At 52.8% G+C, this 18,218-nt stretch carries 14 protein-coding genes and 1 tRNA gene; 7 read left to right on the forward strand and 8 right to left on the reverse strand.

Annotation, left to right across the window (positions count from 1 at the left end; all coding sequences use genetic code 11):
* The 3 genes from IKB43_05245 to IKB43_05255 all read right to left on the reverse strand — a co-directional run bounded on the left by IKB43_05245 (position 1) and on the right by IKB43_05255 (position 3,320).
* Complete coding sequence (locus IKB43_05245) at positions 1-591, reverse strand: nitroreductase (protein ID MBR2469546.1); 591 nt, start codon at positions 589-591, stop codon at positions 1-3.
* Between the two features lie 93 nt (positions 592-684).
* Positions 685-2,043, reverse strand: a complete 1,359-nt coding sequence (gene argA / locus IKB43_05250) for an amino-acid N-acetyltransferase (GenBank protein ID MBR2469547.1) — start codon at positions 2,041-2,043, stop codon at positions 685-687.
* Between the two features lie 80 nt (positions 2,044-2,123).
* On the reverse strand, positions 2,124-3,320 hold the full coding sequence (locus IKB43_05255; GenBank protein ID MBR2469548.1) for an FKBP-type peptidyl-prolyl cis-trans isomerase: 1,197 nt from the start codon (positions 3,318-3,320) through the stop codon (positions 2,124-2,126).
* Positions 3,321-3,512: 192 nt separating this feature from the next.
* On the opposite strand from IKB43_05255, the gene IKB43_05260 reads away from it, so the two are divergent.
* Positions 3,513-3,755, forward strand: a complete 243-nt coding sequence (locus IKB43_05260) for a hypothetical protein (protein MBR2469549.1) — start codon at positions 3,513-3,515, stop codon at positions 3,753-3,755.
* A gap of 129 nt (positions 3,756-3,884) precedes the next feature.
* On the opposite strand, the gene IKB43_05265 is transcribed toward IKB43_05260, so the two are convergent.
* From IKB43_05265 to hemW, 3 genes are all read right to left on the reverse strand, one after another.
* On the reverse strand, positions 3,885-8,144 hold the full coding sequence (locus IKB43_05265) for a hypothetical protein (protein ID MBR2469550.1): 4,260 nt from the start codon (positions 8,142-8,144) through the stop codon (positions 3,885-3,887).
* A gap of 21 nt (positions 8,145-8,165) precedes the next feature.
* Positions 8,166-10,919, reverse strand: a complete 2,754-nt coding sequence (locus tag IKB43_05270; GenBank protein MBR2469551.1) for a hypothetical protein — start codon at positions 10,917-10,919, stop codon at positions 8,166-8,168.
* Positions 10,920-11,086: 167 nt separating this feature from the next.
* Entirely contained in the window at positions 11,087-12,223 is a 1,137-nt protein-coding gene (gene hemW / locus IKB43_05275) for a radical SAM family heme chaperone HemW (GenBank protein MBR2469552.1), read from the reverse strand.
* A 144-nt stretch (positions 12,224-12,367) separates the two neighbouring features.
* Between hemW and IKB43_05280 the strand changes: the two genes are divergently transcribed.
* The 6 genes from IKB43_05280 (at position 12,368) to IKB43_05305 (ending at position 17,421) form a co-directional block, all read left to right on the forward strand.
* Positions 12,368-12,547 carry a hypothetical protein gene (locus tag IKB43_05280; protein MBR2469553.1) on the forward strand — a complete coding sequence of 60 codons (180 nt, stop codon included), beginning with the start codon at positions 12,368-12,370 and terminating at the stop codon, positions 12,545-12,547.
* A 4-nt stretch (positions 12,548-12,551) separates the two neighbouring features.
* Positions 12,552-13,634, forward strand: coding sequence for an adenylate/guanylate cyclase domain-containing protein (locus IKB43_05285; GenBank protein MBR2469554.1), 1,083 nt, complete (start codon positions 12,552-12,554; stop codon positions 13,632-13,634).
* A gap of 29 nt (positions 13,635-13,663) precedes the next feature.
* Positions 13,664-13,736: transfer RNA gene (locus IKB43_05290), tRNA-Gly, on the forward strand.
* Positions 13,737-14,695: 959 nt separating this feature from the next.
* On the forward strand, positions 14,696-15,106 hold the full coding sequence (locus IKB43_05295) for a helix-turn-helix transcriptional regulator (GenBank protein ID MBR2469555.1): 411 nt from the start codon (positions 14,696-14,698) through the stop codon (positions 15,104-15,106).
* A gap of 9 nt (positions 15,107-15,115) precedes the next feature.
* The gene (locus tag IKB43_05300) at positions 15,116-16,408 is read left to right on the forward strand and encodes a type II toxin-antitoxin system HipA family toxin (protein ID MBR2469556.1); all 1,293 of its coding nucleotides are present in this window, start codon (positions 15,116-15,118) and stop codon (positions 16,406-16,408) included.
* 26 nt (positions 16,409-16,434) lie between these two features.
* Positions 16,435-17,421 carry a rhomboid family intramembrane serine protease gene (locus IKB43_05305; GenBank protein ID MBR2469557.1) on the forward strand — a complete coding sequence of 329 codons (987 nt, stop codon included), beginning with the start codon at positions 16,435-16,437 and terminating at the stop codon, positions 17,419-17,421.
* Here the strand turns inward: IKB43_05305 and nrdG are convergent.
* Both nrdG and IKB43_05315 read right to left on the reverse strand, forming a co-directional pair.
* On the reverse strand, positions 17,418-17,960 hold the full coding sequence (gene nrdG, locus IKB43_05310) for an anaerobic ribonucleoside-triphosphate reductase activating protein (GenBank protein MBR2469558.1): 543 nt from the start codon (positions 17,958-17,960) through the stop codon (positions 17,418-17,420). The genes IKB43_05305 and nrdG overlap by 4 nt on opposite strands.
* Positions 17,961-17,988: 28 nt before the next feature.
* Positions 17,989-18,135: a hypothetical protein gene (locus IKB43_05315; protein MBR2469559.1), complete on the reverse strand. Its 147-nt coding sequence runs from the start codon at positions 18,133-18,135 to the stop codon at positions 17,989-17,991.
* Between the last annotated feature and the right edge of the window lie 83 nt (positions 18,136-18,218).

Below are 18,218 nucleotides of genomic sequence, written 5' to 3' on the forward strand. Positions count from 1 at the left end.
TTACACAAACACCACTTCGTTGCCGACGCGAGGAGACTCGTTTCGATTCGGGAGGCCGCTTTCGGTGTCGGCGTAACCAACGGCGACAGAAGCATACACCCGCTCATCTTCACGCAAGCCGAGGCCACGCAGGTATTCCAAAATCGTCGGGTCTTCGTTCAGCCACTTGAGCTGGTTGATGTAGCAACTGCCCAGGTTCAGCTCGTTGGCCGCAAGCATCATGTTTTCTACGGCACAGGCCACGTCGGCCATGTTGTTGCCGTAATCCTTCTTGTTCGCCACCACGATAAGTACCGGCGCGGTGTAGCAGAAAGAATAGTTTCCCTTGCGGGCAAGGGTGATAGAATTCTTGAGGCTCTTGTACAGGTCTTCACGAAGTTCCATCTTCGCAAATGCGGCCTGAACCAACTCCTTGAGCTTAGCGATTACAGCCCCATCCGAAATCACGAAGAAGTGATTCGTCTGGGCATTACCGCCGGTAGGTCCAAAACGCCCCGCCTCGACAATGGCCTGCAACTTTTCTATTTCCACAGGTTGCGCCTTGAACTTGCGGGTGCTACGTCGTGTGCGTATGGCTTCCAATGTATTCATAATATTCACCTTTTACTGGATCCTTCGACTCAATGCCTCGCGGCATCTCGCTCAGGATGACGCGGAGCCTGCCCTGAGCTTGTCGAATGGGCGTCACTTGTCCAGCGGCATAACCAAGATACGAGATTTCCGCTTGGTGTTGTAATGTTCCCGCTTGCTCTTCGGCAAATCCTCTACGGAGCCGTCTTCGAATCCGAAGGGGTAGAACCAGTCCAAAGCCTGGGTGGTGAGCAGGAACAGCTTCTTGTAGCCCTTCATCCGGCCAACCGAAATCAAGTGCCGCACGATAGCATCTCCGATACCGGACTTGCGGTAGTTGGCGGCCACGGCAATGGCGGCCACTTCGGCCATGCCGTCTTCGAACTCGTGGAGGGCGCCGCAGCCGTGGATGCTGTTGTCGATGCTGTACACCACATAGTCCTTGAGCTTTTCGGAAATGCTCTCCTGGGTCCTGGGCACCAGGTAACCCTTCGCGATATAGTCCTGCATGATCCGCAAGATATCGGGAATGTCTTCCATATTGGCAGGCCGGATGCTGGAATACTGGTTTGCGTACACCATGGTTCCGTCGCCCCTGGCGCTAAATACTTCTTGCAGCACACTGCCCTGGAACTCGCCGCTCAGCAGGTGAACACGGTTCGCGCCAGCCTCGCAGGCGTTGATGGCATTCTGCAGGTAATCCTTCTGGGCAAAGTTCAGCTTGTCGGCATTCAGTTCCAGAAGTTCCTTGGCCTGGTCCACGTCCAAGGCTGAAATCACGCCACTGTCCGTTGGTTCCAGATACTTGGTGTTCTTGCCAGTAGCAAGGCCTTCAAGCCTGATACCGTTCTCGCTGCCGATAAAAAACAGCTTGCCCACCTGCATGTACTTGCAGAGTTCCGTAGCCAGTTCCGTAGAACTGATGTTGTAGGCCTGGCCCAACTTGTTCCAGCCGATGGGCGGAATAATGGGCACGAACTTCTCGTTCAGAAGCTGCTCCAGGATGTCCCGCTGGATCCGTTCAATCCGACCGGTCCGCATGTAATCGACACCTTCAATGACCCCAAGACTCCGGGCCAGCACCCAGTTTCCCTGGATACCGCTCAGGCCGCTAGCCGTCAGGTGGCTCATAATCCTCTGGGCAACACCCAGAGACGCCTGCTCTATCAGGGGCAAGGCCTCTTCGCTGGTAAGCCGCACGCCACCTTCGAACTTGGACTCGATTTCCCAAGCCTTCAGCTGGGCATCAATGCTGTTCCTGGTTCCCGGCACGATAATGATTCGGATTCCCGCCTTGTGTAACAAGGCGATATCCCGCATGAGCACAGGGAACAGCGGGTGGTCCATAAGGCCGTCTTCAATCTTCAATACAAAGAGCTGGCCCTTGAACCGGTCCATATAGCCGAAGACTTCCCGGATAAACCCGGAAACTTCGAAATGCTGGGAATAAAAATCGGACACAGTATTGCTCATGGTTCAAAAAATAATAAATCTTACTTATAACAAAAGACGCAGGGTGACCCGCGCCTTTATTAAAACTTGTCTATCGCGACCTATTGCTTGGCAGCCGGTTTGGCGGCAGGCTTTGCAGGAGCTGCTGCGGGTTTTGCCTCGGCGGCCGGTTTTGCAGCAGGCGCGGCCTTAGCGGCTGGCTTGGCTTCGAGCTTCTTAGCCTCAGCAGCGGGCTTGGCGGCCGGAGCTGCGGCAGGCTTGGCCGGAGCAGCCTTTGCTGTATCGGCAGGTGCGGCAGCTGGTTTTGCGGCAGGAGCTGTCTTTGCCGTATCTGCAGGAGCGGCGGCTGTCGGCTTAGCTTCGGCCTTAGCAGCAGGAACTGCGGCGGGGGCTGCCTTGGCGCTGTCCGCAGGAGCGGCAGCAGCGGGAGCGGCGGCAGGTTTAGACGTATCTGCGGGAGCGGCAGCAGGAGCAGCAGTTGCAGCGGCAGAATCAGCAGGAGCCGCTGCGGCGCTGTCAGCCGGAACAGCCGTAGAATCCACAGGCGGAACTTCGGCATAAACCTTCAACAGTTCCACTTCAAAAATCAGGAGTGCATTGCCAGGAATGGTAGGCGGAACACCGGCTTCGCCATAGGCCAGGGCGCTAGGAATCCAGGCCTTCACCTTGTCCCCTTCTTTCATGACCTGGAGCAAGTCCTGCCAGCCTTCGATGACCGCGCCTACGGGGAACTCCAGAGGTTCACCACGCTTGACGCTGTTGTCAAACTGTGTACCGTCTAACAAAGCCCCAATGTAATGCACCTGGACCTTGTCCGTCACCTTGGGTGAAATACCCGTGCCGGCCTTGAGCACGCGGTACTGCACTCCCTTGGGAGTCACCTTCACGGTAGAATCCAAAACGTTCTTGGCGAGGAAAGCAGCCTGGTCTTCCAGAGCCTTGGCGGCGGCGGCCTTCTCGTCGTCCTCTTTCTGCTTCTGCATACGGAGCAGCAAGTCTTGCAGGGCCGATTCCGAAGCGGAATCCGACAGCAGAACCTTGCGGGCAGGGTCCACTTCGTCCTGGAGGGCAATCATCAGCACATCCATCTTGACAGGAACATTGATATTGGCGATAGCCTTTCCCAAGTCCATGCCCAGGGCGTAGCTGTAACGGTCCACGGCGCTGTCCAGGGAAACCTGGGGTGCGGGGGCGGCAGCCGGTTCGGCCGGCTCAACTGCAGGCTGAGGGGCGTTGCCACCGCAGGCGACCAAAACAGCACCTACAGCAAGTCCGAAAGAATAACGAATCAGGTTCATAAAACTCCTTTTGGATTACGTATGTAACCCATATCACGGTTAAATTAGCTTTTTTTTACAGGAAATTTGCGGAATTGTGCGTTTTTTCACATAAAACCACATTTGTAAACAAAAAACAACAAAAACCCTTTAAAAACCACAAGAATTTGTTATATTTGGGACAACGAATAAACGGGATTACGAGCTAACTCTATGAGTATCAAGTTCTTACAGATGGTGGACTCTGCGCAGGAGAGCAAACGCGAGTTTGACCTGTCTGTTGTCTACCTCAAGGATTCCCTCCACCAGTCCGTCAAGACCGCTCTGAGCAATACACAGCGGGTTTCCTTCGACACGAACAAGGTCCAAACTACCGGCTGGCTTAAAGGAGCCCTCTCTTATCCTTGGGTTGTAGTCTGCACCATTATTCCCGCAGTCATGGAAATGATTGTGTAATACGATTAGGGAAGGCTTACGCCCTCCCTAAAACAACCTTCCCTGCACAAGAAAAGCCGCGAAATCGCGGCTTTTGCTTTTTTCCTGTATTCTCCAGTATCTATCAACTAGTACCTAAAGAATTCTTACCTATTTCTTCTTTTTACGACGGACACCCCACTTGTCCTTGATTTCTTCTTCGATCTTCCTCTTAGCGTAGCGAACTACCATCTTGAACTGAACCGTATAGACGCCAGTTCCCACAAAGCGTCCGTTGTGATCCTTGAAGTTCCAGTTCACGAACACCTTCTGGTCCGAATTCAAGCAGTTTCCGCCAAACTTCGGACTGTTACAAGGCACCGTGATGACAGTATCATTCACATATTGTCCCAAGTGATCGAAATAGTTAACCACGAAGGAGATGAACACCTTCTCCGGATCCAGAGAATCAAGTACAGAGGGGTCCACAGAGCCGTCGGCAGCTATCTGTGCACGGTCCAGCAACTGCGGCACGAACCTTTCGCCTAGCTGCACCAGGTGACCCAAGGCACCTTCCTTTTCCAAGTCTTCCTTGGTCGTAGAACTGGGCACATAGCGCAGGTTCACAGAACTCATGGTATGCAATACTTCATCCTTGTCATCGAAGGTTCCCATCTTAGTGGATTCCACCAAATGATTCAGCAAGCCTCCAATAATCACCGGCGACGGATCATCTCCGGCAATATTACCGAAGTTATCCTGAATAGCATCCTTACTTCCGCGGACCACCATCAGGGAATCACCGGGCATCACAGTCACCTGACCAGCATCCAAGATCAAAGTGGCAATCATGCCATCTTCGGACCAAGAAATAGACGAGGGAATCAAATCCAAAGTATCCTTGCCGTGGATATAACGGAAGTAATCCCGACCCTCTACCTTCTTAATGGGTTCAGAGAAAGCGACTGCCAATGTATCTGCCTTTTTGCCGTAATTAAGGGTAGCCCCTGCAATAACCGGAGACATCTTATCGGTAACCCTTACAGGATCTTCGTTGACAAAGACCTCTCCAAAGACCGGATAATAGGTGTACACTGTTGCCGGCGGCAAAGATTCACTAATGCTGGTAACTCCCTTGGCTAATGGCGACGGAGAGTAAACGTCCCAAATAACCTTGGTCGGATCCTTGGGATCCAGCTTCAGATACGAAGGTTGAGCCTGCAACTGCACCAACAATCCACGGTCACTATACCAGGGGAAGGTCATATGAAGTTTTTCCAAATCCTCTTTCTTCAATGGCGCCGCATACTTAACTACAACCTGATCCATAACACCATCATAATCCGTATCCCAGTATTCAACAGCATTCACAGCCGGCAAACGATCTACCACTGACACAGGGACATGACGGTCATATTCGTCGGACGTGATGAACGGAGCGTTGCTGAAGGTCACATTGGGATACAAGGAAACACTATCCTTCATGTTCCCTTGAAGTTTCAAGTCTTCTCCCACAAAGATGACAATGTTCTTAGAAGGTAGGTAGACCTTGGAAACTTGGCCAAGTCCAAAGAAGACTTCCTTGCCCTTTTGCTTCATGGCAATCAACATTTCTGGATAGCTCAGATCAATGGGAATAATATCTACGTTGAACTCTACAAACAGGGAGTCCAAACCGCCCTTGGTGGTATCCCTAATGGCATGGGCGGCCTTGATGATATTGGTTCCCAACTCTACTAGCGGAACCTGACGTACATATACGGCTCCGTTGGATTTGTCCCTATAAGTTACCTGAGCATAAGAATTCTCCTCGATATCTTCAGGGAACACCAAGTCAGAAACGTCCTTCAAGATAATCCTGCTCCGATCTCCGTTGAGAGTCGGTACGGTAGCCGAGTTCAACATCACTCCATTAACCACCAGTGAAACGGACATGACATCCACAAACTCTGACAACGTGTCCTGCAATAGGATTTCCACGTAATCCAGCTGGCTGTCCAAATCAGAATCCTTGATCATGGCCACCTTGCCTTCGGGGACCACCGCAAAGAAGTTGATGTTATCAATCACCACAAGCTGTCCAACTTCGTTGGTGACGTAAATTTCACCATTTCTGACAGGATCGTTAGCCGTCACATAGATGGTAACACTTCCATCGGCATTGACCTTAATTGAATCACCAGGAGCCGGATTATTAGGATCTATCAGAACCAATCCGGACGGTGTCGTAAAGGTCAGAGAATCTACGTTATCACCAAAGTATTCCTTCACCTTGTCCGCACTCAGTGTTATAGCCACCACATCTCCGACCTTGGCCGAATCGATATTGGCGTTCTGACGGAAGTCCAAAGAGATATCCGTGGGGTTGTTGTCCACATAGTACACATTCTCACCGATAGTCACCGTACCGGGGTCACCGGGCTTCTTGTCGTCGGCAGGCACCAGAACACCCGCATTCTGGACTACAGAATCGCCCTTGTCATAATCGTCCCAAGACGGGTTGACATATCCACCGCCAGCTGAGCTATACCCGAAATCCTCACCGCCACCATTGGGGCTGTAGTTTCCAGTACTGCTGCTAAACAGAATTCCTCCGCCACTGCCTTCGTCGCTGCTAGAAGAGCTACTAAACAACTCTCCTCCTCCCCCCTGGCTACTGCTGGAGCCATTGCTTTCAGAGGAGCCTTCGCTATTGGAAGAGGAACCATTACTATCCGAAGAACCCGTGCTACTAGAAGAGTCCCCACTACCAGAAGACCCCTCGCTGCCGGAAGAAGAATCATTGCTATCCGAAGAATCCGTGCTACTAGAGGATTCTCCACTATCGGAGGAGCCATCGCTGTCGGAAGAAGAATCGCTGCTATCCGAAGAATCCGTGCTACTAGAAGATTCCTCACTACCGGACGACCCCTCGCTATTAGAAGATGTCCCCTGGCTGCTAGACGACTGGTTACTGCTAGAAGATTCATTCCATTCTTCTTGTGAACTGAGTCTTTCCCAACTACTTGAAGAAACATCGCCAATGGTACTTGCGCTAGAACGGGCGATTTTAATTTTGTCCAAAGGAGCCAAATCGTCTAGGAAGTTATCTATCCACTGCATGTGGGCAAGCACATTGTTATCGATAAGACGTTGCGGATTTGCCGCATAGTCTATGAAAATCACATGTCCAGTGTTACTAGCCACAAACAAGTGGCCATGGCCATCGACCGTTCCCTGGTCCAGGCGCCAACCCACCGTGGGAGTGGCCCCATTTCTGTTTGTACCACCATCGCAATAGCCGGATTGACCGGAATTGCCCCATTCACCTGTCGTAGGGTCGGCTTTCTGCCTGCAGGAGGGAGTACGGGGACCGGAAAGGTGAGTCGTGTCTTCCGGGAAAAAGAAGGTGCGCAGGTTAATTTCGGCAAGCACCCTAGCCTTCATCTGGCCTCCTTCCCTGTAAGGTTCAATCTGCACAATTTTAGAACCGCCAAAGATAAAGATGGTGTTTGAATAGGGGTCGTATGTTCCGCCATGGGCTCCTTCCAGGGAATCAATAAGGGTTATTTTCCCAAGGCCAATGACCACGGAATCCCCTACGTGCCCCAAGTATTTCGCCGAATCTGCGGCATTGTTGATTTTTTTCCATGTAGTATCCGTAAAATAACCGAAGTGGGAGCCCGCCCTCCACTGTTTTCTCAGGTCTTCGCTACAAGCAACACCATTCAGGTCCGTTTCACATCCGCCGCCTGCATAGTTTGAATAGGTATAAAAGGCATTACCTTCGCCGTCCCATATCACGGTAGTAACCTGCTTAATATTCTTGTTGCGGTCCGGCAGGCTCTTGTAGGGTTCCTTGGCGGGCGTCCTCAATTCCACCTGATAACCCACATTGGACAATCCCCCGTCATTCGTGTTGTCCAGGGCGTAACGGACCAGGGGCCCCGGCATACCGTCGGCCCAAACAAACTTGTGGTTCGGGTCCACCATCACGTGCCAGTAGCCCTGGGTACTTCCCGTTCCCGAATTTTCCGTCTTGTAGTTCGCAGGGGAGGTCTTTGCCACACAGGTGTTGGCATTGGTGCTTCCGCTATTCTTTTTTATCTTGTGAAGTCTTGCGCCCTGACCAGCCACAATCAGGTCACCGTCCGGGTGGTGCATAATGCCGTCGGCACCGTTTGAATGGCACAGGTCCTTCTTGTTTAAAAGCCTCAAGTACCCCAGGCCGTCATAGAAGTAGTCAATACTCTTGACACGGTCGGTGCCGATGTACTTGGTATAATAGAGGGTGGCGTTCGTGGAAGGCTGTTCCACGATTTCGCCAATCTGCTGAATCCAGATGCCTGTCGCCGGGTTTTCCGGAGCTCCCGACGGAGTTGCGACTCCGGCAAGTGCAAGCGTCACTGCCGAAAGAATCGCCGTTGTCAAGTTTCTTGCCATCTTTTTCATAGCACTACCCTCTGAAAGGTTTTAGTCCCCAAGGCTCATTCCGCCCTTGCCGGCACGGATACCCCAGTTGTAAATCCTTTCAACTTTAAAATTGTCCTTTGCGCCGTAAACATTGATCTTGAACTGCGCAACATAAACACCTACACCGACCTTACGGCCTTCGCTAGAGCGCATGTTCCAGCGCACATACATCTTCTTGGCATGCTCAAAGCAGTTGCCTTCAAAAGCCTTGTCACTGCACTTTATCTTGTTCGAGGCGCCACCGACATAGGCACCCAAATTGGTAAACACCTTCAGTTCCCAAGAGAGGCCCACATCGTCCAGGTTCATCTTAGAAACACCCGTAGAGTCCTCTCCCATGACGGTCGCAAAACTGATGTCCATCAGAACTCCGAGAGACTTTTTCATCTCTTCGTCCATAGGTTCGTCGGCATTGACAAAGCGTTCCGTAAAGGCCGCCTTGTCCGCCAACAAGACGGCGCGGTCCAGACTGGCAAGGGAGGTGGATTGCATCAGCACGCGGGGGTCGCCCTTGACCATCGTCGGCTGAGAATTGGGAGACACCCCATTGCCATCCAGGTCTGTAATCTTTGCCTTGTCAAAGTCAAACTTTATGGAATCCGCCGGGTTCAGGCGCTCCGCGAGGGGCACGCCGTTTTCCAGGTGGAGCTTTACGGACTTGCCGTCCTTGCTCCATTCCAGAGAACTGAAGGGAATAGACACCCATTCTCCGTCCACCTTGAACTTGAAGCAATCGGACAGGGCCGTCAAGTCCTCCAAAGCCTTCTTGTCCACAGGTTCAGAGAAGGAGATGGTCAGCACGTCGGCTTCCATCTTCTGGAAGGACTCCGGCTCCAGGAAGGTTCCCGAAATCACGGGAGACATGCGGTCGTGCATGGTGCAATCGTAGGTTTCCATCTTGGTGGTGCCGTCCGCCTGGACCACGGGCTTTGTGACCTTGGCAAAGCCGTACTTGAGGCTATCCACATCGATGCCGGCAGTATCCACATAGGTGAGCATCCGCTGCACGTCGAACTTGGTGGTATCCACCGTAATGGAGAGTACTAGGCCGTCCTTGGAAAGCTTCACGAAGTTGGTGTCCGTCAGGTCGGGCTTGATTTCCAGCACGTTGCCCTGATTATCCATCCAGTACAGCACCACTTCCATATCTTCCAGGTCCTTCTTGGAAATGGGTTCCTTGAAGGCCACCGTGGCACTGTCCATACGGCCGTCACCGTTTTTGTCGTAGAAGCCGTTCCGTTCGTCATCCACGTAGTTCTTGCCCGAATTGGTAATCTTCACGGGGTTGTTCTTGCCCGTCTTGTTGCCGTCGGCAGCCTTGATAAGCCCGTCGGGGCACTTGTCCTTGGCGCAAGAGGTGGCCAGTTCCAACTCGCCTCCCACCTGGACGGAATTCTTGGGCACCTTGAACTTCCAAATGCGGTCGTTTCCACCGACGCCCTTTTCTACCGCCGTCATGGACAGGGGGACGCCATCCAGGAGGAAACCGCTACCCGAGGTCCAAGACGTATCCAGAGGTTTATTGAAGCTGAGAATCACATAATCATAGTCACCGTCACCCGGTTCAAGGGTTGCCGTCTGGATAACCGGGCCAATGCGGTCCTGAATAGCGGTAGAAAGGTTTCCGCTGGCACCAGACACCGTAGACGAGGCATCCACCTTCAGGTTCCCCTGGCCCTCGCCATCGGGAATCGTAGTCTTTACGCCGGTGAGCTCAGCCAGGTGACCGTCCAGGGTAAAGTCCCCGCTGAAATCCGTGTAGTCACCGCCCGTGGGCCAGTTATACTGGAAATTCTCCAGAGAAACCCCGTTCATCTGGCCGTTAAAGTAGGCCGCAATGCTATCGCCTACACCGTCACCGTCGGTATCGTAGATGAAGGCGCTATCCAGGGAGGGCAGTCCGTAGTTCACAAACTGCAGGTTACCGGGGAACTCTTCCTTGGTGCGGAAAACCGTACTGTCAGGCTTCGGGTTGTAGATAGAAGATTCCAGGGTAAAATTCACGTCGGAAATAGCCTTGTCCGACGTCACCAGGAAAGACGACCTGGACTCGGAAAGCTGACCTATGTAGTATTTCGTGCCATTGATCGTCCCATGGCCCATAGGCGTTTTTGCCGGCGTCAAGAACTTTAGGTCTTCGTGCTTTGAGGAAAGGAAGTATTGCAAATCCTTGGCAAGAGTATCCAGCTTGCCTTTCGAGGGGCCAAGGGGTATTACCGACTGAACATAGACCGGCAGCGTATCACCCACGTTCAGCTGGATGTTCGAAATATCGGAGATGACCTCCTTGCAGTCGGCATCTTCGCAGAACTGAAACTCCGGCACGTAGAAGTTGTAGACATAGATGACGTTGACATCCTGCATGGATGAGTTGACGGAAACCCCTAGAGGGGCGTTGGAAACGGTCCAATGCCCCGTTACACCGGTGACCACGTAGCCATTATTGTCAGAAGTGAACATCTGGCCGTTGGCGACGACATCACTTCCCACCGTAAACACAATGGTATCGGATCCCGCATTGGGGGCATAAACGTACAAGGGCGCGTTTTTAAGGCGATTCCCGCTTTTTGGAGGATCTTCTACATAGAGCCCTATCATCTGTCCCACATCCAGGGGCAGGTAAACGCAGCGGGAATCCGGCTTAGCATCGTTAATGCAGTCTCCACTATAGTTCACGCCGGCAAAACCCCATGCCGCCATCAGCAGCAGGGTGCTTACAAATAGGAACAACCCATTTTGTCGTTTTGCCAACATACCATCCTCGCTCTTTTTGCGCAACAACAAACACGCCCAATTACAAGCCTGGGCACTTACATCTCTAAAAATATGTTTTTTTATGGGCAAGGGTATTTTTTTTGCCGAGGACACGGCCCGATTTGAGGCCTAAATCACACTTTTCTAGAATCCGAATTCAAGGCGAATTATTCCAAGTTGGAATATAAATCGGCCACTACGGAGTCCATAAAGAGCCAGCCGTCGCCTTCGAGCACAAGGTGCGACCCCTGCCGTTTCAAGAAGCCCCGTTCCATCCAGCGGGAAACTGTTTTTTCCGAGAGGCGAACGCCCAGATGTTGCAAGGCGTCTATGTCCAGGCCGTACTTTGTTCGTAATGAAAGCTGGATAAGTTCCGCCACCTGCTCGTCGTGGCCGATAGGGTCTTTCGACAGCTGGCTTTCCGGGCAGCCCGCCTGTACATAGCGGCGCCACTCCGGATAACGATCGGGAGCGTGGAACCGGACGCCCTCAAAGAAGGCGTTGGCCGAAGGGCCAAAGGCAAGGTATTCACCCCGGCGCCAGTAATTCAGGTTGTGAAGGCTTTCCTCTCCCGAGCGTGCAAAGTTGGATACCTCGTAACGTTCGAAGCCCTTAGATTCGAGTAGCTTGACCCCTTCACGGTACATGTCGCCGTACAGGTCCTCGTCCACCTGTAACTCGCCTTTTTCTAGGCGGTGGCCGAGCCTTGTGCGAGGGTCTACCTTAAGGCCGTAAAAACTGATATGGCCCAGCGGGTAGGCCGACAATCTGTCCAGGTCTTCCAAAAATTGCGACACCGTCTGCACCGGTAGATTGAACATCAGGTCTGCCGTGACCCTCAGGTTTTCTTGAGACAAGAGGCGCTCCAGGGCGGCAAGGCCTGCCTCCGGAGTGTGCCTACGGCCCACCGCCTGCAAAAGCTCCGGCCTAAAGGTCTGTAGTCCGAGGCTTGCCCGGGTAACGCCATTTTCTAGCGCTACGGCTAGCCGCTCCTGGTCGCAAGATTCCGGATTGAACTCCATGGTGGATTCCTTCAACCGCCGAAGAGGCACTCCGGCACCGTCCAATATGGAAAAAAGCCGAGCCAGTTTCTCCGGAGACAGGATAGACGGAGTTCCGCCCCCAAGATAGAGGGTTTCCACCTGTTCTAAGGCTCCTGGATGCCGCTCCGAAAAGGCAGAAATTTCCTGCGAAAGCAGGCCCAGGTACTCCACGTGGAGCCGATCCGGCCCCTGGATAGTGAAAAAATCGCAATAATCGCAGATTTTTTCACAAAAGGGGATATGGATATAGAGACCCAGCATTTCTTAAAAATACATTATAGTTGTTGCCCACGGGGGAAAATAATGTAAATTAGTTATGAGTTATGAGTGGTGAGGTTCGAGGTGCTTCTTCTATAACTGAAAACTCATAACTGATGACTGACTACTATTTCCGAGATTTGATTGATGGACAAAGCAACGAAAGACAAAATCAAGAGTTTTTTGAAAAAAAGGGCGCCCCTGTGGGTGTTCTTGACCCTTGCGACCATCATCTTTTTCTTATCATCCACCCTCCTGATGGGTGAATCCTACAAGGATATCATCCTCATCGCCATGATCTGGGCGCTTCCACTCTTTATCCACTAGACCTATGGCTGCTATTACCCGACAGACACAGCGAAAGTTCAGGGCCGTATGCTTCTACGTGCTCTGCTGGATGGGCGTAGCCATCGGTATCTCTATGCTGGAGATGTATCGGGACCAGGGTGACTTGTCTATAGAGCCGCTCCTGCTCATGCTGCAGTTCTCCCTGTTCATGGGACTTTCCCATGGGATATACGATGTTATTATCCTAAAAGACGAGCGGGATTGTAGGCCCGTGTGGAAGGCCCTGCTGGTACGGACCTTCTACTTTATCGCCGCCATACACGCAAGCATTATCTTGTGCATACTGCTGTTCCAGTCCAATGCCGACGAAGGTCTTGTCAACGAGGTCTCGCTAGCCTCCATCAAAGACAACCTAATGTCCCACGAGGTGCGGGTCCAGGTTATTTTGTACTTCTTTGCGGCCTACCTCATTACGGCCTTACGTTCCGTGCACAAAAAATTCGGCCCGAGGGTGTTCTGGAACACCTTCCTTGGCAAATCGCAAGAACCCAAGGAAGAAGATCGGGTTTTCATGTTCATCGACCTGAGGCATTCCACCTCCCTGGCCGAAGAACTGGGCCACGTGAAGTACAGCAGCTTTTTGAAGGACTACTACAGCCTGCTTTCTAACTGTTGCGAAGAAAACAGGGGCGAAATCTACCAGATTGCAGGGGACGGGGCCTTTTTGACCTGGAAAATGTCCGCCTGCCGCAAAAAGGCCCGGCCGGTGGACTGTTTTTACGATTTTTCGGAATGTATCGCCGGGAAAAGCGCCAAATTCATAAAAAAATTCGGGGTAACGCCCCAGTTCAAGGCCGGAATCCACTGCGGGAAGGTCATTTCTACGGAGGTGGGCAATTTCGGGAGCGAAATGGCCTACCACGGGGACGTGCTGAACACTACCGCCAGGATCCAGGGGCTCTGCACCAAGCTGGGGCAGGAATTCCTGATTTCGGAGGAATATTTCCAGGAATTGCCCAAGCCTATCCCCCACGGCTATATCGCCAAAAAAGAGGGAATCTTCGAATTGAGGGGAAAAAAGCACGAAATTTTGATTTTTTCCCTGCAAAAGCCCTTGACAATCTAAAATCCTTAAGCTATAATTGGTCTCACCCCGCGGGAATAGCTCAGTTGGTAGAGCACGACCTTGCCAAGGTCGGGGTCGAGGGTCCGAGTCCCTTTTCCCGCTCGAAAAAAAGAAAAACCACCCTTTTTGGGGTGGTTTTCTTTTTTTATGCGTCGGGATAAAAAGGGACTCGGAGCCGAGAAGAGGGTGCGACTGAAATTTTTCATATGAGAACAAAGTGAACATAATTGAAAAATTTCAGCACTTGAGGCGCAAGCCTCAAGCCCGTAGGGCGAAGCATCGGCTCGCGCAGCGAGTGACCGATGCTGAGTATTCCCTTTTCCCGCTCGAATACAAAAACGCCCAGCTTTTTGCTGGGCTTTTTTGTATTCGGTTGAGAAGTTGGGTCGGACCCGAGACCCCTTGGGGGAGAGGGTGCGGCATAAAGCGACGTGCACGAAGTGCATACGATAGTCGCTTTATGAGCTTAATGTGAGTTCACGAACATTAAGCCCGTAGGGTTAGACCGCAACCTTGCGCAAGCAAGGCGTTTTGTGGGCTAACATTCCCTTTTCCCGCTCTAAACGAAAAAAGACACCTTTATGGTGTCTTTTTTCGTTTATCGCGGAAGGGCCCGGACCCTCGAAGAGGGTGCGGCAGTAGCGCCCGAGGCGAGCGCATAAAAACAGAATGTTTTTATGCCGAGCCGACCAAGCGGACGTCGAAGACGTCAAAAACCACCGTGCGCGTAGCGCATGAAATAGGTGGTTTTTGAGCTTGACGCGAACGTGAGTGAGTGTCGAGCCCGAAGGGTTGCTGAGCAGCCGCGTCAGCGGAGACTGCGAAGCAACATACCCTTTTGACGCCTTCGGCGTCAGCGGCGTCACTCGGTCATAGAGAAAAAGTGAACTTTTTCTATGACACTCGCTTAGCACGCTTTTCCCGTCAAAACATTAAAATTTATTTCACTAAATTTTAAGAAATAATACTAGTTTTTGCCAATTTTTCATTATATTTAATGAAAAATATTTGCACATTTTTAAGAATTTTATTATATTTAAAACAAGATAATAGGAGGAGCTATGGCCATGTACTCTGCACAGACCGACGAATCCGCACTTGCCCTGCTCGGCAAGCGTATGGCGGCATTCCGTGTCAGGAACAATTGGACCCAAGCAAAGCTTGCCCAAATGGCCGGAGTCAGCAAGGGAACGGTAGAGCGAATCGAACGTGGTGATTCCGTGCAAATACTGAACCTGGTCAAGGTGCTGCGGGCCTGCGGCATGCTGGAAACCTTCCTGGGAATTTTCCCCGACGATTCTCCCTCGCCCATGCAAATCCTGCAAATGGGAAAAATAAAGCCCCGGCAGCGGGCGGGCTCCCCCCACAAGAAAAATTCTGGAGCCAACGTCATCTTCGATACCGGCGCCAATTATTCCGCAACACAAAATTCCGGTAAAAAGAAGCCCTGGGTCTGGGAAGAAGACAAGTAACGGTACAAGATGATTGCAGTACAGGTAAAACTCTGGGGAACGACCATCGGAGCAATTTCCATGCTGGAAGGCGACTCCGTCGCCCGTTTCGAATACGCCGAGCCCTTTATTGGAGCGGGAATCGAACCCTCGCCCCTTGTGATGCCCGTATCCAGGCGGATCTACAGTTTCCCGCAACTGTCAGGGACATTCCACGGATTGCCCGGACTTTTTGCAGACAGCCTTCCCGACAAGTTCGGCAACAAGGTCATAGACTCCTGGCTGCTGCGGCAGGGACGCACTCCCGAAAGTTTTACCGCCCTTGAACGCCTGTGCTATACAGGGAATCGTGGCATGGGAGCGCTGGAATTTTCGCCCCTGCAGGGGCCCGATTCCCGCACAGACGATTCCATTGACGTGGAAAGCCTGCGAGCTTTCGCCGCCGAAATTCTGAACCGGCGCAAGCACTTTTCCACAAAAAGGCTCAGCAAAAAGAACAACCGGTCTTTCGAGGAAATTCTCAAGGTCGGGACTTCTGCGGGGGGCGCCCGGGCAAAAATCCTGGTGGCCTACAACGAAACCACCGGCGAAATGCGTTCCGGGCAGGTGGAGGCCGAACCGGATTTTGGATACTGGCTGTTGAAACTCGACGACGTGGAGCATAACGGCGACAAGGAAAACGCAGACCTGTTCGGTTACGGCGCCATAGAATACACCTACTCGCAAATGGTGAATCTTGCAGGCATCCACATGACAGAATGCAGGCTCTACGAAAGTGCCGGACACAGGCACTTTATGACACGTCGGTTCGACAGGCTGGCAGGCGGCAAAAAACTGCATTACCAGTCCCTTTGCGGCCTTGCCCACTACGACTTCAACATGCCGGGGGCCTACAGCTACGAGCAGGCACTGGACGTTATCAAGCGGCTAGGCCTGGGCTACGACGCCCTGGAAGAAATGTACCGCCGGGCAGCCTTCAACATTTGCTCCCGCAACCAGGACGATCACGCCAAGAACATCGGGTTCCTGATGGACAAGCAGGGAACATGGGCCCTCGCCCCCGCATTCGATATGACCTATGCCTACAACCCGCAAGGGGCATGGACCGGGTCACACCAGATGACCTTCAACGGCAAGCGTGACGGCTTTACACTGGACGATTTCAAGGCCGTGGCAAAATTCGCAGGGCTCAGGCAGGGCCGTTACAAAAAGATTCTACACGAAGTCGAAGATGCCGTTCGCCAATGGCCAAGACTTGCCCGCCAAAACGGTGTTCCTGCAAGAATCATCAGGGCAATCGCCAGCGTGCAGGAAACGCCGTAGGCAGAAAATGTATATTGCGGAGGATTATGCCACGCCTGATGTCGCCGCTTAGGCCCCGCTATATGCGCAAGCCTCCCGAAGGTTCTACGGAAGCGTTTACGGCGGCATCTGCACAGCCTGTGCCGCCTGCGGAACAGCAGGAAACTCCCGAATACCCCGAAACGGTGCAGGTATCCGAAGGGACTTTCCGGCAGGTGCGGGACGACAGTCTAGTGCTACTTTCCCAGGGAATCGAGCACAGGCTTGTGCGTTCGGAAGAAGGGCCGTTCCAGATTTTCGTTGTGCCTGAGATGGAGGGTGCGGCAAGGCTCCAGCTGGAACTGTACCACAAGGAGAATCCCCCGAAGGAGGAGAACCCGCCCATACCGCTGAGTTTCAGCCTGCAGCCCCTGTGGGTGCTGCTTGCGCCCATTCTCGTAACACTGCTGCAATTCACGGACAAAATAAACCTCCACAGCGAAGGGGTCTCCGACGCGGCCAAGGTCCTGAAGGGGGAATGGTGGCGAAGCCTTACCGCACAGACCCTGCACGGCGACGCCAGGCATTTGGCGTCGAACCTGCTCTGCGGATACATCGTAATGAACATGATTACCTTCCGTATTCCGCTCCTCAGACTTGCGCCCTTTATCGCCGTGGCCGCCGCCGTGGCAAATCTCTGTGTGTCGGCCACGGTGCAGACGGACTTTCGCTCCCTGGGGTTTTCCACCTTCGTGTTCGCCGCCATCGGATGCCTTTCGGTCATCGAGTTCCGACTGATGCCCAAGGAAAGCCACGGGATGCTCCGCAGGTTCGCACCCCTGTGCGGGGCGGCATCGCTGGCGGTGTTTCTCGGGCTTGGAGAGAACGCAGACATCCTGGGACACGCCTACGGGTTCGTGGCGGGGCTGTTCTGCGGATTCATTCCGAAAAAAAAGAGCCTGCGCTGGGGGACTCCCCTTTCGAGCGCAGACGGTATTGGTCTATTGATGTATTACGGCCTGTACCTGTTGGCCTGGAAACTGGCGCTGGGCTAAACAGCGCACTTGACGGCAAGCGGTTCCCGCTCCGCCATTTCGTCCAGCTGGATCTGGTGCAGCACCACACGGCCCTGGGCAAGGCTTTCGGGCACGTCGATGATGCGCTGGTTGCTGGAGCCGCGGAACTTGAGTTCCAGGGAACGTTTCGCCATCACGAAGGGGCCGTCAATCAGGATGTCGGCAAAGGTGAGCAGTTCGAAAAAGTCCGGACGCTCTTCCTTCAGTTCCATGAGACGTTCGTAGGTATAACCCGTGTAGATAATCAGGTTCATACCCCGTTCCTTGATTTCGCGGGCCAGCGGGATCAGGGCCGCCGATTGCTCCATGGGGTCGCCGCCGCTGAAAGTGACTCCGTCCAGCAGGGGGTTCTCGTCGATCATCGCAAGAATCTCTTCGATATCGATAAAGTGCCCGCCTGCAAAGTCGTGGGTCTGCGGGTTCTGGCAACCGGGGCAATGATGGTGACAGCCCTGGGTGAAAACCGTCATGCGGATACCGGGCCCGTCCACAAAGGATTCCGGCTCAATTCCCGCAATGCGGAGTCTCGGAGTTTGCTGTTCCGTATTACACCCCGTGCTTTACGCGGTCGTTCACTTCGGCGCGCTTCGCGTTGTTGAAACGGTCGATGGTACCTACCAGGTAACCGGTGATGCGGCGGATGCGTTCGAAACCCACACCCTCGCCATACTTGCTCAGTTCTTTTTCAGACATGTTGTCCTCCTTATGTTAATTATGATTTCGGATTTCAGATTTCAGAATTATTTTCATTCATCAAATTCCGAACTCCGAAATCT

The sequence above is a fragment of the Fibrobacter sp. genome (assembly GCA_017503015.1).
Lineage (GTDB): Bacteria > Fibrobacterota > Fibrobacteria > Fibrobacterales > Fibrobacteraceae > Fibrobacter.

What these genes read in the sequence shown, in the direction of transcription:
- IKB43_05255 (MBR2469548.1), bottom strand. Translation starts at nt 3,320, where the DNA reads ATGAACCTGATTCGTTATTCTTTCGGACTTGCTGTAGGTGCTGTTTTG.
- IKB43_05285 (MBR2469554.1), top strand. Translation starts at nt 12,552, where the DNA reads ATGGCTGCTATTACCCGACAGACACAGCGAAAGTTCAGGGCCGTATGC.
- IKB43_05270 (MBR2469551.1), bottom strand. Translation starts at nt 10,919, where the DNA reads ATGTTGGCAAAACGACAAAATGGGTTGTTCCTATTTGTAAGCACCCTG.
- IKB43_05280 (MBR2469553.1), top strand. Translation starts at nt 12,368, where the DNA reads ATGGACAAAGCAACGAAAGACAAAATCAAGAGTTTTTTGAAAAAAAGG.
- IKB43_05300 (MBR2469556.1), top strand. Translation starts at nt 15,116, where the DNA reads ATGATTGCAGTACAGGTAAAACTCTGGGGAACGACCATCGGAGCAATT.
- argA (MBR2469547.1), bottom strand. Translation starts at nt 2,043, where the DNA reads ATGAGCAATACTGTGTCCGATTTTTATTCCCAGCATTTCGAAGTTTCC.
- IKB43_05315 (MBR2469559.1), bottom strand. Translation starts at nt 18,135, where the DNA reads ATGTCTGAAAAAGAACTGAGCAAGTATGGCGAGGGTGTGGGTTTCGAA.
- hemW (MBR2469552.1), bottom strand. Translation starts at nt 12,223, where the DNA reads ATGCTGGGTCTCTATATCCATATCCCCTTTTGTGAAAAAATCTGCGAT.
- IKB43_05305 (MBR2469557.1), top strand. Translation starts at nt 16,435, where the DNA reads ATGCCACGCCTGATGTCGCCGCTTAGGCCCCGCTATATGCGCAAGCCT.
- IKB43_05245 (MBR2469546.1), bottom strand. Translation starts at nt 591, where the DNA reads ATGAATACATTGGAAGCCATACGCACACGACGTAGCACCCGCAAGTTC.
- IKB43_05265 (MBR2469550.1), bottom strand. Translation starts at nt 8,144, where the DNA reads ATGAAAAAGATGGCAAGAAACTTGACAACGGCGATTCTTTCGGCAGTG.
- IKB43_05260 (MBR2469549.1), top strand. Translation starts at nt 3,513, where the DNA reads ATGAGTATCAAGTTCTTACAGATGGTGGACTCTGCGCAGGAGAGCAAA.
- IKB43_05295 (MBR2469555.1), top strand. Translation starts at nt 14,696, where the DNA reads ATGGCCATGTACTCTGCACAGACCGACGAATCCGCACTTGCCCTGCTC.